This is a genomic window from Bacillus sp. XT-2 (assembly GCF_025696525.1).
Classification (GTDB): Bacteria; Bacillota; Bacilli; order Bacillales; family Bacillaceae; genus Bacillus; species Bacillus halotolerans.
Genome location: NZ_JAHVOC010000004.1, coordinates 227,632 through 242,175, shown reverse-complemented (window position 1 = coordinate 242,175; position 14,544 = coordinate 227,632). Strand labels below are relative to the sequence as shown.

Genomic DNA, 14,544 nt, shown 5'->3' with positions numbered 1-14,544 from the left:
CTAAGCTTTTTGCCCTCCAATAATATGCTCATCATTTATTGCGAAGGCTTAAAGAATTTGTTATGCAAACAGTATACCAAACGAATGGTTTGCACAGCCAGACTTTTTACTCATTTTCCTGCTGGAATTTCTTCATGAACGCAGCTAATTTTTCACAGTCTTCCAGTGACACCGCATTATAAATGGAAGCACGGCAGCCTCCTACTGAACGGTGTCCGCCAAGGCCTACCATTTTTGTTTCTTTTGCCTCCTGAACGAACTTTTTCGTTAAACCGTCATCACGGAGCGTAAAGGTAACGTTCATGCATGAACGGCTGTCCTTTCTGGCATGGCCTTTATAGAAGCCATTGCTTTCGTCAATGCAGCTGTAAAGAACCTGTGCTTTTTGTTCGTTGCGCTGTTCAGCGGCTTCAACTCCGCCGTTTTTCTTCAGCCACTCAAGGACGAGGCTCAGCATATAAATGGCAAATGTAGGCGGAGTGTTGTAAAGAGAATCCGCTTTGACATGTGTTGAATATTTAAGGATTTTCGGAACGTTGGCATTTTCATTTTGCAGCCATGATTTTTTCATTACGACAACGGTAACACCTGAAGGACCAAGGTTTTTTTGGGCACCGCCGTAAATGACGTCAAATTTGGATACATCGATTTTTCGGCTTAAAATATCGCTGGACATGTCAGCGACAAGCGGAATTGGAGAATTCGGGAATTCCTGCCACTGTGTGCCGAAAATCGTATTGTTAGATGTAATATGTAAATATGCGCCGTCTTTTATATCTGTAAGGTCAACCTTGGGAATGTAGCTGTAATTGTCTGATTCGCTTGTTGCCGTCACAGATGTGTTTCCGAACAGTTTCGCTTCAGCTAGCGCTTTTTCAGACCAAGCGCCTGTCATCACAAAATGAGCGGTTTTTTTAGGTGTTAAAAAGTTCATCGGAAGCATTGAGAATTGAAGGCTTGCCCCGCCTTGAAGAAACAGAATGTCATAGTCTTCCGGGATGTCCATCAGTTCAATCAGCAAGCTTTTCGCTTTTTGATGCACCGCTTCATATTCTTTGCTGCGGTGGGAAAGCTCCATAACGGACATGCCGGATTCATTAAAATCAATAAACTCTTTCTGTGCTGTTTGCAGAACTTCTAATGGCAGCGCTGCAGGACCTGCGTTAAAATTCGTTGTACGTTCCATCATGATCTCTCCCTGTTTTCCACGTTAATGTAATAAATAATACAATTATCCTATCACAAAAATTCAGTTTTTTTGATAAAAAATTAGAATTATCAAAAGAAAATGACGAATATTTGCGAATTGTTCACAAATAAAAAAACCTCATCTTTATGATGAGGCCAGGCGTTTGGCAATGGATGAAGAAATGTCTTGGAGATCTTCCGGTTTGTAATCATCTGCATGTGTTTTCCACACTGCTCCAAATCCGTCTCCTTTTCCGTAGCGCGGGATAATATGCATATGGTAATGGAAAACAGATTGTCCTGCTTTTTCGCCGTTGTTGTTTAACGTATTTAAGCCGATCGGTTCAAATTCATCCCTGATTGCGCGGGCAATTTTCGGAACGGCGTGAAAATATTGTTTCGCTAATTCGTCTGTAAATTCGTAAACATTTTCAATATGGGTTTTCGGGATAACGAGGGTGTGGCCTTTCGTCACTTGGCTGATATCGAGAAATGCCAGCACATGTTCATCTTCATAAACCTTTGCTGACGGGATTTCGCCGGCGATAATTTTACAAAAGATACAGTTCTCTGCACTATGCATGAGGGTTCCTCCTTATGAAATTGTTTTTTTATGTATAAACTCATCGTACCACAGAAATGAAGAAAATAGAAAACAGGATGAACGGCGGAGCGTTCACCCTGAATGCAGAGGAATCAGCTTTATGAAGAAAATGTGATATGCCTTTGGTAAGCACCTCATTTGTCAATAAAATGAAGACTTGTTTAATGCCTAACGATTCCTGCGATAAACACCTCATTTGATAGTCAGCTTCAGAAATGAAGATTCATCAATTCAGTGAATGCAAAAAGGTTTGAGCATAGGACATGTTATTTTCTATCCAACTGTGCCTAAGACGTCTTTGACAAACACCTCATTTTTCAGTTGATATGCTTTTTCCTCTACAACGATTATATTGTCCAGAAACCTGTCTCTTTATTACAGCAAATTCATCATTTGTTAAAAGGGAATTGTTTCAAATCAGGCTTTGTTTTTGGTACTATGAAGAAAAACAATATAAGGGGAGAAACTATGTCTCTGCTATCGGTAAAAGACTTAACCGGCGGTTATACGAGAAATCCGGTTTTGAAAAACGTGTCATTCGCCCTTGAGCCGAACCAAATTGTCGGTTTAATCGGTTTAAATGGTGCAGGTAAAAGTACAACAATCAGACATATCATCGGGCTGATGGACCCGCATAAAGGATCTATTGAGTTAAACGGGAAAACCTTTGCTGAGGATCGGGAAGGCTATCGGTCCCAATTCACTTATATTCCTGAGACACCCGTCTTATATGAAGAACTGACGCTGATGGAACACCTTGAATTGACGGCGATGGCATACGGCCTTTCAAAAGAAACGATGGAAAAAAGATTGCCGCCGCTGTTAAAGGAATTTCGAATGGAAAAAAGGCTGAAATGGTTCCCGGCGCATTTTTCTAAAGGAATGAAGCAGAAGGTCATGATCATGTGTGCGTTTTTGGCAGAGCCTGCGCTCTACATCATTGATGAGCCGTTTCTGGGACTTGATCCGCTGGCAATCAATGCTCTTCTTGAGCGGATGAATGAAGCGAAGAAAAGTGGGGCGAGCGTACTGATGTCAACGCACATCCTGGCAACGGCGGAGCGCTATTGCGATTCGTTTATCATTTTACATAACGGCGAAGTGCGGGCGCGCGGCACGCTGTCCGAGCTCAGAGAGCAGTTTGGAATGAAGGACGCGGCGCTGGATGATTTGTATCTAGAGCTCACAAAGGAAGACGCTGGCCATGAATAACATGCTGGATATTTGGCAGTCTCGGCTGCAGGAGCATATTAAAGAAACAAGAATGTACATGAAATATATGCTCAACGATCACCTCGTTATCGTTTTGATCTTTTTTATCGCAGGTGCGGCGAGCTGGTACAGCAAATGGGTACGGGACATTCCCGCTCACTTTCCGTCCTTTTGGGTGATGGCCGTTCTGTTTTCACTCGTTTTGACAGGATCTTATGTGCGGACGCTTTTAAAGGAGGCTGACCTTGTCTTCTTATTGCCGCTTGAGGCTAAGATGGAGCCGTATTTGAGACAGGCGTTTGTTTACAGCTATGTGTCCCAGCTGTTTCCGCTGATTGCACTGAGCCTTGTAGCGATGCCGCTTTATTTCGCTGTCACGCCGGGAGCATCGCTCGTGTCGTACGCGGCGGTATTTGTACAGCTTCTGCTGCTGAAAGCGTGGAATCAGGCCTTGGAATGGCGTATGACGTTTCAAAATGATCGAAGCATGAAACAGATGGATCTTGTCATTCGTTTTGCCGCTAATACACTCGTTCTGTATTTTGTTTTTCAGTCTGTTTATGTGTATGCGCTTGTGATCTATATCATTATGGCGGCTCTTTATCTTTATGTGTCTTCCGCTGCAAAAGGAAAAACATTTAAATGGGAAAGCCATATTGAATACGAATTGAGACGCAAGCAGCGTTTTTACCGGATTGCCAACCTATTTACGGATGTGCCGCATTTAAAGAAACAAGCGAAACGGAGAGCGTATCTCGACTTTTTGCTGCGGTTTGTGCCGTTTGAACAGCGTAAAACGTTCGCCTATATGTTTGCCCGCGCGTTTTTGCGTTCAAGTGATTATCTGGGCATTCAAGTCAGATTAACCGTTATTTTCGCGCTGATTATTATGTATGCGTCTGCAAGCCCGATGATCGCAGGGATTTTGACTGTGTTTACCGTCTTTATCACAGGCATTCAGCTTCTGCCGCTGTTTGGCCACTTTGACCATCTGGCGCTTCAAGAGCTATATCCTGTCAAAAAGGAAGCGAAGCTGAAAAGCTATTTCTCTCTATTAAAAACTGCGCTTAGCGTGCAGGCTCTGCTCATGGCAGCGGCCTCTGCATATGCTGCGGGCGCTGCAGGTTTTCTGTACGCGCTGATCGGCTCTGCCGTCTTGATCTTTGTCGTTCTGCCGTCTTACATGACCGCCAGATTAAAAAAACACGGAAAGCTGTGAGCTGAAAAAAGGGGTAGGTCAAATGAGCGAGAATCTGCTGATGCAGGAAGCTCTTCAATGGAAAATGCATTTTTTGCGAAAGGATTCCATGTTTGAACGCTTCTCAAAGCGTGTGCAAACAAAGGTGAATGAACGAATACCTGAAAAAATTCATGCAGCGGTAACTGAAAGCGTGAAAAAAATGGTGGAAGCAACGATGGCAGGATCTAATATCACCACTTATAAGAAGGATACAAGCACGCTTTCACTCAGTGAAAAAAACGAGCTTGCGAAAAAAACGATTGCTTCTTATCAGAAAGTGGCGGCTGCTGAAGGAGTCGGCACCGGGGCGGGCGGCATCTTTTTAGGTATTGCCGATTTCCCGCTGCTGCTTTCCATTAAGATGAAATGTTTATTCACTTTGTCCTCGATATACGGTTTTGATGTGAAGAATGCAGAAGAAAGGATGTTTTTACTTCTTGTATTTCAGCTTGCTTTTTCAAGTGATGACTGCCGCAAATCACTTTTTTCGGTCATTGAAAACTGGGAGACGGAGAAAAAGGATATTGACTGGAGAGTGTTTCAGCAGGAGTATCGCGATTATATTGATGTCGTCAAGCTTTTTCAGCTTTTACCAGGGGTAGGGGCCGCAGTCGGCGGAATTGCCAATTATAAACTGCTTGCTCAGCTTGGAGATACAGCAAGACACGTTTTTCATCTGAGAATATTAAAGGAAACAGCCGGAGAGTAAAACTCCGGCTGTTTTTTTAAGATAAATGGTAAGTGATTGCAGCGCCCACAAGCACTTTTGCAGCAGTCAGCATCGCTTTTTCATTGATATCAAATTTTGGATGGTGGTGGGAAAAGATACGTTCAGGCTGTTCAGGAGCGGCGCCGGTAAAGAAAAAGGTTCCTTTGACATGCTGTAAGTAATAAGAAAAATCTTCGCCGCCCATTTGCGGTTCACCTTGAAGAACCTGATGAACGCCGTCTGTGGCTTTTGCGACGTTTACCAGATGGTCGGTCTCCGCAGGGTGATTGACTACCGCCGGGTAGCCGCGTTCATAGTTGTAGTCATAGGAAGCGCCGTGCATGCTGCACACACCTTTTACAACAGCTTCGATTTCTTTTTCCAGAATGTCGCGGACATTTTCATTAAACGAACGAGCTGTGCCAATGAGAGTTGCATGGTCTGCAATCACATTAAACGGGTTATCAGCCATGAAAGAGCCTGTCGATATGACAGCGGAGTGAATCGGATTGACTTTGCGGCTGACAATATGCTGCAGCGAGGAAACGATTTGCGAGCCGATCAGGACGGCGTCTTTTGTATCATGGGGGTGAGCACCATGGCCGCCCTTTCCGTGAATGCTGATTGTAAATCTGTCAGCTGCGGCCATTACGGCACCGGAGCGGCAGAGAATGGTACCGATCGGCTCAGTCGCCCAAAGATGGGTGCCGAATATGACGTCTGCGTTTTCAAGACAGCCGTCCTCAATCATCGGTTTTGCGCCCCCTGGCGCGTACTCCTCAGCGTGCTGGTGGATCATAATAAATGTTCCTTTCAGATCATGCCTGTTCTGATAAAGCACCTTTCCGACGGCAAGCAGAGCCGCTGTATGGGCGTCATGGCCGCATGCATGCATGACACCGGGCACTTTGGAGGCGTAAGGAACATCTTTTTCATCCTGGATGGGAAGGGCGTCAAAATCGGCCCGCAATGCGACAGCAGGACCGGGCTCGCTGCCTTCAATATAAGCCAAAACTCCATTGCCGCCGACTTTGGTGCGGATCGGGACTCCTAACGATTCGTAATAGGAAGCAATAAAAGCGGCCGTTTTTTCTTCCTGATTGGACAGTTCAGGGTACATATGGAAATGGCGCCTGATTTCCACCATTTCATCGAAACAGCTGTCGAGCTGTTTGTTTATCTCTTTTTGCAGCGTCTTTATGGACAAAGCCGCTTCCCCCTTTTCTAAGCTTTTCCATGATTGTATAGAAAAAGTCTGAATATTTCAACTGGTCGGGTTTCAAAGCATGATCATCGCTGCAATGGTTGTCACCGAAAGTCCGATCACAACGGGGAGGAAGTTCTTTCTGGCAAGCTCAAATGGATCGACCTTGCAAATGGCTGCAGCGGGAATGAGCGCCCATGGAATAAGTGTACCGCCGCCCACCCAGATGGCTGATATTTGCCCGAGTGCGGTCAGGACGGCTGGATCAGCATGGAGAGCGGATGAAAAGAGCTTGGCGATGGAGCCGGCGAGGGAAATGCCTGAAAAACCTGAACCGTCGAGTCCGGTTACGGCTCCAGCGGCAGTCAAGGCTGCGGCGGCAAGCTCCTTAGACATAGGCATGGCGTGGGATAAGGCGATGCCGAGATCATTGACAATGCCGTGTGAATGTTTAGGGAGTTCAGTACCCAAGATGCTCTCATAGCCGGAATCACCAAGATAAAAGAAAGCGGCAATTGGAATGACGGGACCGAAAACCTTAAAGCCGAATTGAAACCCCTCGATAAAATATCCAGTGATTTTTTCAAGCCCTTTCTGTTTATACACAAGGAAATGAACGATCAGCAGGATGCAAATGGCCGATCCGCCAATTAACGCGGTTGCATCATTTCCTTGAAGGTTGAATATGACCATGCACGCGATATCAGCGGCAAATACAAGAGGAATCAAAAGAGCCAGCATTGACCGAAGACGTTTCGGCAAATACATTGAAGTGTCATGTTCTTCTGACATCGGGGAAAAAGAAGCGGGCCGCAATTGTTTTTTGCGTTCACGCTGAATCATAAAGAAAGCCGCAGTTGTTGTGGTCACGCCCATAATCAAAACGAGCGGAATGCTTGCTGAGATGACATCACCGACAGGGATGCCTGCTGCATCAGCTGTCAGTTTTGGCGCTGCCTGAATGACAAAGTCTCCTGAAAGGGCAAAGCCGTGCCCGAATAAATTCATTGCCATGGCGGCAGCGATAGGCGGCAGGCCGGCACGGGCGGCTGCCGGAAGCAGAACGGCGCCGATTAAAGCGACACCCGGCGAAGGCCAGAAGAATAGAGAAATGGCAAACATCAGTCCGCCAATCAGCCAGTATGCAATTACAGGACCTTTAACAAGACGGACAAAGGGAGAAATCATCGCTTCATTTATCCCTGTTTTCGTTAACACATCACTCATAGACACGATAAAACAGATGATGAAAATCGTAGGAAGCAGCTCAGATGCCGCATAGATGAAGCTGTGGAATAAACTGCTGACCGAAGCTGAAAGCGAATGGCTGGCCCATAACGAAATGATGAAAATCCCAAATAACGAAATAAAGGTTGTATCTTTTCGCAGCAGCATAAAAAGAATGATCGCTCCAATAAAAAACACATAAAGAACATGAACAGACATAATCCCGATTTCCATCATTGATCACTCCTTCCGCTTCCTACAGATTATTCATAGGCGGGCGGAAGGTGCCGGGACAGATAGCATCTGACCGCAGATATTACTTCAGATAAGACAGATATGCTTTAGCTGCTCGATCAACTCGTGCTTCAATACTTTTTTAGCCTGCTGCTGATGCTGCGGGTACAGCAAGCCAGTTTTTTCGGTAGGCGATTATGCTTTCCAAAGGCTCTGAATATGAACCGTCCTCACGCGTCATTTCAAAATCGTCAAATCCGAATTGGAAGCCGCAGCACGAGCAGATTTCATAGGAGTGATTCCCTTGGTCATCATATGCCGGTTCTGTCAGCCCTTTAAACCCGCAGACTTGGCTCATCTAGCTTCCCTCCCTTTCGCCATAAAAAAAGCTGCCGGACATTCCGGCAGCTATTCGACAGCAACATATGTGGTGACATACGAAGGCCGGGAGAAAATGGACGTTGTGTCAACTCCGGCAGACGTGCCGCGTTTTTTGTGGGCTTCTTTGTATGAGCCTGACTGCTGCCAGTCTTGGAAGGATCTTTCTGTTTCCCACAAGGTGAGAATGACGTACGTGTCGCTGTCAAGCGGACGCAGGACACGAATGGCTTCAAAACCTGGCTCGTTTTCGACTTTTCCCGCTCTGTTTTTAAATCTGTTTTCAAACAGCGGCCGTCCTTCCTGTGTGACGGCTATATTGTTCAATACTGCGAAACCGGGATGCTTCATGTCCCCGACTTGGTCAATGACTTCATAGGAATGGGGGGCCTGAAAAACCGTTTCTCCGTTTGTTTCGTGAATTAAAATCGCATTTTCCTGTCCCTGCATCAAAAGCATATTTTCCGAGGAATGTTTTTGCACGATGTTTTTCAAAAAATCGGCTGTCCCATATGTAATATAAACCTTCATATCAGCCACCTCCTGCTTGCTAGTATATCAAAACAATGGTATAAGTTTCTATTGGCGACTGCTTCAAACATAAATCCAAACAATTTTTCCCATACTACCTTTAGAAAGGCGAGGTGAGTTCATGTTTAAGATAAAGAAAAAGAAACTTTTCATTCCCATCATTATTTTAGTGTTAACTGCTTTTCTCGCTTTAATAGGATATATTTCAATCATTTTTCTCGGTCATTATGTCATAGATGAAAAGAAGCTGATCCTTCACGCATCTTCAAAAATTGTTGACCAAAACGGGGATGAGGTCGCAAGTCTGTATACAGAAAATCGTGAACCGGTCTCTATCAATGAAATTCCGAAAGAGGTCAGAGAAGCGTTTATCTCAGTGGAAGATAAGAGATTTTATGAACACCACGGTATCGATGTGAAATCTGTCGGAAGAGCGGTGTACCGCGATATATTAGCAGGAGGAAAAGTAGAAGGCGCGAGCACGATCACCCAGCAGCTTGCCAAAAATATTTTTCTGACACATGACAAAACGTTTTTAAGAAAAACGAAAGAAGTGATCATAGCGATCAACCTTGAACGGGATTACAGCAAGGACAAGCTGCTGGAAATGTATCTGAACCAGCTATACTTCGGACACGGGGTTTATGGAATTCAAGCTGCATCCCATTATTATTTTAATAAGGAAGTTAAAGATTTAACCGTGTCAGAAGGCGCGGTCTTGGCTGCTATTCCGAAGGCGCCTTCTACGTATTCTCCTGTTTTGCATCCTGATAAAAGCAAGGAGCGGCGTGATACGATTCTCGGCATGATGAATGACCAAGGCTATATCAGTGCGAAAGAGGCTGTCAGCGCGCAGGGGAGGACGCTCGGGCTGAACGTGAAAAAACAGTCGGAAACACCTTGGTTTGACAGCTATATTGACCTTGTGATCCAAGAAGCGGAGGACAAGTATTCCATTTCCGGAGAGCAGCTGCTTCAAGGCGGGTACACGATTAAGGTGCCGCTTGATTCAAAACTGCAAAAAACGGCATATCAAGTCATGAAGGAAGGCAGCTATTATCCCGGAACAGATCAAGATGCTGAAGGAAGCGCAGTCTTTATCAACAATAAAACAGGCGGTGTGGAAGCAGCGATCGGCGGAAGAGATTACACGGCTAAAGGATATAATCGTGTGACAGCTGTGCGCCAGCCGGGGTCAACGTTTAAGCCGCTGGCCGTATACGGACCTGCGATGCAGGAAAAGAAATTTAAGCCGTACTCTCTGTTAAAGGATGAATTACAATCCTACGGAGATTACACACCGAAAAACTATGACGGCCGTTATGAAGGGGAAGTCACGATGTCTGATGCCATCACTTACAGCAAAAACGCGCCTGCAGTGTGGACGCTGAATGAGATCGGTGTGGAAACGGGGAAATCTTATTTGAAGGCAAACGGCATTGATATACCGGATGAAGGGCTTGCTCTGGCTCTCGGCGGTTTGGAAAAAGGCGTATCACCCCTCCAGCTTGCCGGCGCTTTTCATACGTTTGCCGCGAATGGAACATACACCGAGCCGTACTTTATTTCAAACATAACAGATGAAGACGGGGAAACAATAGCCGATCATAAAGAAGAAGGAAAACGAGTATTCAGCAAACAGACGTCTTGGAACATGACGAGAATGCTTCAGCAGGTGGTTAAGAAGGGAACAGCAACGTCCGGCACCTATCACGGCGATCTTGCCGGGAAAACCGGTTCTACTTCATATACAGGCGTTTCCGGCGCAACAAAGGATGCCTGGTTTGCAGGCTATACGCCGAACATAACGGGAGCTGTCTGGATGGGCTATGACAAAACAGATCAAAACCATTACTTAAAAGGCGGAAGCGCATATCCGACCAGAATGTTTAAGGATATTTTGACACAGGCTGGCGAAACGGGTTCTGCGTTTGCGAAGCCTAAAAAAGTAAAAGAACTTGAAAGCCCAATTGAGCTTGAGCCTGTCAAAACGCTGACGGCTGACTATACATTTAGGGCAGCGGGGCTGTTTACGATTGAATTAAAATGGGATGCGCAAGAGGATGATCGGGCAGTGTACAGAATTTATGTAAATAAGGACGGCAAGGAAACGCTTCTTGATTCTGTTGAAGGAAAGGGAAGCTATGAGATCCCATATGCCAATTTGTTTTCGGGCGCTTCCTATAAAGTGGTGCCTTATAATACACAGACAAAAAAAGAAGGAGAAGGAACCGATTACGTTCAGCCGAAACTGTTTTCCTCTTAATGGAATTCGGCGATTTTTTGAACTTTGAGCCGCATTTCTATACCATTTGCCCAAAACGAGGTATAGTGTAATGGTCAAGGAACACGAACGTATGGTTGCAGTATGAAAGGTGGAAATCAGATGAGGAAACGAGAAACGTTTAACGAGACGTTTTTAAAAGCTGCGCGGGGAGAAAAAGCGGATCACACGCCTGTTTGGTACATGAGACAAGCCGGGCGCTCACAGCCGGAATACCGTAAGCTGAAGGAAAAATACGGATTGTTCGAAATTACACATCAGCCCGAATTGTGTGCGTACGTCACAAGACTTCCGGTCGAGCAATACGGAGTCGATGCTGCAATCCTTTATAAAGATATTATGACGCCGCTTCCGTCGATCGGTGTGGATGTTGAAATTAAAAATGGAATCGGGCCGGTGATTGATCAGCCGATTCGTTCACTGCAGGACATTGAAAAGCTCGGCAAGCTTGAGCCGGAACAGGACGTGCCGTATGTGCTCGAAACGATCAAACTGCTTGTCAATGAACAGCTTGACGTCCCGCTAATCGGTTTCTCTGGTGCGCCTTTTACGCTTGCCAGCTATATGATCGAAGGCGGGCCTTCGAAAAACTACAATAAAACAAAAGCCTTTATGTACAGCATGCCGGATGCCTGGAACCTGCTGATGACAAAGCTTGCCGACATGATTATCGTGTACGCGAAAGCGCAAATTAAGGCGGGCGCAAAAGCCATTCAAATCTTTGATTCATGGGTTGGCGCGCTGAATCAAGCGGATTACAGAACGTACATCAAACCGGTGATGAACCGAATTTTTTCTGAGCTGGCATCGGAAAATGTGCCGCTTATCATGTTTGGTGTAGGTGCCAGCCATTTAGCAACGGATTGGCATGACCTGCCTCTCGATGTTGTGGGGCTCGATTGGAGACTCGGCATTGATGAAGCCAGATCAAAAGGCATCACCAAAACGGTGCAAGGCAACCTGGACCCGTCCATTTTGCTTGCTCCTTGGGAAGTGATCGAGAAGAGAACGAAAGAGATTCTTGATCAAGGCTTAAAATCGGACAGCTTCATTTTTAACCTCGGGCACGGTGTATTTCCTGATGTCAGTCCGGAAGTGCTGAAAAAGCTGACTGCATTTGTACATGAATATTCTCAATCAAAGAAAATAGGCCAATACTCCTGAGCATATTTTTTGGTATCAGGATAAAAGCCTGTCAAAATTGTTTTGTGATAGATCATCTAAAGAGGGTGTAAACAGTGGGTAAAAAGAAAATGGGGCTTCTCATTATGGCGTACGGCACGCCTTACAAAGAAGAAGATATAGAGCGTTATTATACACATATCAGAAGAGGCAGAAAGCCTGAGCCTGAAATGCTTCAGGATCTGAAAGACAGATATGAAGCAATCGGGGGCATTTCGCCGCTTGCCAAAATCACAGAAGAACAGGCTTATAAGCTTGAACAGCACTTAAACGAGATTCAGGATGAGATTACGTTTAAAGCGTATATCGGGCTGAAGCATATCGAGCCGTTTATTGAAGACGCTGTGGCAGAGATGCATAAGGACGGCATTACAGAGGCGGTCAGCCTTGTATTGGCACCGCACTTCTCCACATTCAGCGTGCAGTCTTACAACAAACGTGCGAAAGAAGAGGCTGAAAAACTCGGCGGCTTAACAATTACGTCTGTCGAAAGCTGGTACGATGAACCGAAGTTTGTGAAATATTGGGTTGACCAAGTGAAGGACACGTACGCGTCAATGCCGAAGGAAGAAAGAGAAAACGCGATGCTCATCGTTTCTGCGCACAGCCTTCCGGAAAAAATTAAAGAGTACGGAGATCCGTACCCGGATCAGCTTCATGAATCCGCAAAGCTGATCGCTGAAGGCGCAGGCGTATCTGAATACGCTGTCGGCTGGCAAAGTGAAGGCAACACGCCTGATCCGTGGCTCGGACCTGACGTGCAAGATCTGACACGTGATTTATTTGAACAAAAAGGCTATCAAGCATTTGTATATGCGCCTGTCGGATTTGTCGCGGACCATCTAGAAGTGCTTTATGACAACGATTATGAATGCAAAGTGGTGACTGACGATATCGGCGCCAGCTATTACCGGCCGGAAATGCCAAACGCTAAGCCGGCATTTATTGATGCTTTAGCAACAGTCGTTTTGAAAAAATTAGGACGTTAAAGAAGGCGATGAACATGAGTGACGGCAAAAAACATGTAGTCATCATCGGCGGCGGCATTACCGGTTTGGCCGCCGCCTTCTACATGGAAAAAGAAATCAGAGACAAAGATTTGCCGCTTGAGCTGACGCTTATTGAGGCAAGTCCGAGAGTAGGCGGAAAAATCCAGACAGTCAAGAAGGACGGCTATATCATCGAAAGAGGGCCTGATTCATTCCTGGAACGGAAAAAAAGCGCTCCGCAGCTTGTCAAAGACTTAGGTCTTGACCATCTGCTTGTGAACAATGCGACCGGACAATCTTACGTGCTTGTCAACCGCACTTTGCATCCGATGCCGAAGGGGGCTGTAATGGGAATACCGACAAAAATCGCGCCGTTCGTGTCAACGGGGCTGTTTTCTCTGTCAGGGAAGGCGCGAGCTGCAATGGATTTCATCCTGCCCGCAAGTAAATCAAAAGAGGATCAGTCACTGGGAGAATTTTTCCGCAGACGTGTCGGGGATGAAGTTGTCGAGAATTTAATCGAGCCGCTTTTATCAGGCATCTATGCAGGTGATATCGACAAACTCAGCCTGATGTCAACATTCCCGCAATTCTATCAGACGGAACAAAAGCACAGAAGCCTGATCCTTGGGATGAAAAAAACAAGACCTCAAGGTTCCGGCCAGCAGCTGACAGCCAAAAAACAAGGGCAGTTTCAGACGCTGACAACAGGCCTGCAGACGCTTGTCGAAGAGATTGAAAATCAACTAAAGCTGACAAAGGTATACAAAGGCACAAAGGTTACCAAGATTAGCCGAGAGGGCACGGGCTACTCGCTTGATCTTGATAACGGCGTATCACTTGATGCCGAATCAGTGATTGTAACAGCACCGCATAAAGCTGCCGCGGGAATGCTTTCAGATTTGCCGGCTGTTGCAAATCTGAAAAACATGCATTCCACATCTGTGGCGAATGTCGCCTTGGGCTTCCCGGAAGGCGCCGTCCAAATGGAGCATGAGGGCACGGGCTTTGTCATCTCAAGAAACAGTGATTTCGCGATCACAGCTTGTACGTGGACGAACAAAAAATGGCCGCACGCAGCGCCGGAAGGCAAAACACTGCTTCGGGCATATGTCGGAAAAGCCGGAGACGAATCCATCGTCGACCTCTCAGATAACGACATTATCAACATTGTGCTGGAAGACCTAAAGAAAGTAATGAAAATCAACGGTGAGCCGGAAATGACATGTGTCACGCGCTGGCATGAAAGCATGCCTCAGTACCATGTCGGCCATAAACGCCGTATCAATGAGCTCCGTGAAGCGCTGGCTTCCTCATATCCTGGTGTGTACATGACTGGCGCATCCTTCGAGGGTGTTGGAATCCCGGACTGTATCGATCAAGGAAAAGCAGCTGTGTCAGACGCGCTGAAATATTTATTCGACTAAAAAACCTCCGTACCCGGTACGGAGGTTTTTTGTGTCTAGATGATGGCAATATTGTGTAAAAAATGTTTGAATTGTTCAGCATGGTATGATACATTTGCATATGTACTTATTGACTAAAATGTTCAAATGGTCAGT

The 14,544-nt window shown here is 45.9% G+C and carries 12 protein-coding genes and 1 pseudogene; 7 read left to right on the top strand and 6 right to left on the bottom strand.

The window, feature by feature from the left end; translation table 11 throughout:
- Positions 1-106: 106 nt before the first annotated feature.
- Positions 107-1,186, bottom strand: a complete 1,080-nt coding sequence (serC, locus tag KXD37_RS13215) for a phosphoserine transaminase (RefSeq protein ID WP_188323803.1) — start codon at positions 1,184-1,186, stop codon at positions 107-109.
- 147 nt (positions 1,187-1,333) lie between these two features.
- Positions 1,334-1,771 (bottom strand): HIT family protein, encoded by a 438-nt coding sequence (locus KXD37_RS13210; protein WP_003327743.1) that lies wholly within the window; start codon positions 1,769-1,771, stop codon positions 1,334-1,336.
- Between the two features lie 489 nt (positions 1,772-2,260).
- Between KXD37_RS13210 and ecsA the strand changes: the two genes are divergently transcribed.
- From ecsA to KXD37_RS13195, 3 genes are read left to right on the top strand one after another with little or no spacing between them, the layout of a single operon-like run.
- Positions 2,261-3,004, top strand: coding sequence for an ABC transporter ATP-binding protein EcsA (ecsA, locus tag KXD37_RS13205; protein WP_188323657.1), 744 nt, complete (start codon positions 2,261-2,263; stop codon positions 3,002-3,004).
- Positions 2,997-4,223 (top strand): ABC transporter permease, encoded by a 1,227-nt coding sequence (locus KXD37_RS13200; protein WP_103672387.1) that lies wholly within the window; start codon positions 2,997-2,999, stop codon positions 4,221-4,223. Before ecsA ends, KXD37_RS13200 begins: the two co-directional genes overlap by 8 nt.
- A 22-nt stretch (positions 4,224-4,245) precedes the next feature.
- Positions 4,246-4,953, top strand: coding sequence for an EcsC family protein (locus KXD37_RS13195; RefSeq protein WP_024120784.1), 708 nt, complete (start codon positions 4,246-4,248; stop codon positions 4,951-4,953).
- A gap of 16 nt (positions 4,954-4,969) precedes the next feature.
- Here KXD37_RS13195 and KXD37_RS13190 read toward each other — a convergent pair whose 3' ends face one another.
- From KXD37_RS13190 to hmoB, 4 genes and pseudogenes are all read right to left on the bottom strand, one after another.
- Positions 4,970-6,160 carry a M20 family metallopeptidase gene (locus KXD37_RS13190; protein WP_188323658.1) on the bottom strand — a complete coding sequence of 397 codons (1,191 nt, stop codon included), beginning with the start codon at positions 6,158-6,160 and terminating at the stop codon, positions 4,970-4,972.
- A 72-nt stretch (positions 6,161-6,232) separates the two neighbouring features.
- A complete protein-coding gene (locus KXD37_RS13185; protein WP_151174882.1) occupies positions 6,233-7,621 on the bottom strand; it encodes a hypothetical protein in 1,389 nt (462 codons plus the stop codon).
- A gap of 84 nt (positions 7,622-7,705) precedes the next feature.
- Positions 7,706-7,976 (bottom strand): annotated as a pseudogene (locus KXD37_RS13180) (hypothetical protein).
- Positions 7,977-8,026: 50 nt separating this feature from the next.
- On the bottom strand, positions 8,027-8,527 hold the full coding sequence (gene hmoB / locus KXD37_RS13175) for a heme-degrading oxygenase HmoB (RefSeq protein WP_024120788.1): 501 nt from the start codon (positions 8,525-8,527) through the stop codon (positions 8,027-8,029).
- A 121-nt stretch (positions 8,528-8,648) separates the two neighbouring features.
- Between hmoB and KXD37_RS13170 the strand changes: the two genes are divergently transcribed.
- From KXD37_RS13170 to hemY, 4 genes are all read left to right on the top strand, one after another.
- Positions 8,649-10,793, top strand: a complete 2,145-nt coding sequence (locus KXD37_RS13170; protein ID WP_101860874.1) for a transglycosylase domain-containing protein — start codon at positions 8,649-8,651, stop codon at positions 10,791-10,793.
- Between the two features lie 120 nt (positions 10,794-10,913).
- Entirely contained in the window at positions 10,914-11,975 is a 1,062-nt protein-coding gene (hemE, locus tag KXD37_RS13165) for a uroporphyrinogen decarboxylase (RefSeq protein ID WP_106022384.1), read from the top strand.
- 74 nt (positions 11,976-12,049) lie between these two features.
- A complete protein-coding gene (hemH, locus tag KXD37_RS13160; RefSeq protein WP_106020617.1) occupies positions 12,050-12,982 on the top strand; it encodes a ferrochelatase in 933 nt (310 codons plus the stop codon).
- A 14-nt stretch (positions 12,983-12,996) separates the two neighbouring features.
- Positions 12,997-14,409: a protoporphyrinogen oxidase gene (hemY, locus tag KXD37_RS13155; RefSeq protein WP_101863793.1), complete on the top strand. Its 1,413-nt coding sequence runs from the start codon at positions 12,997-12,999 to the stop codon at positions 14,407-14,409.
- The last annotated feature ends 135 nt before the right edge of the window (positions 14,410-14,544 follow it).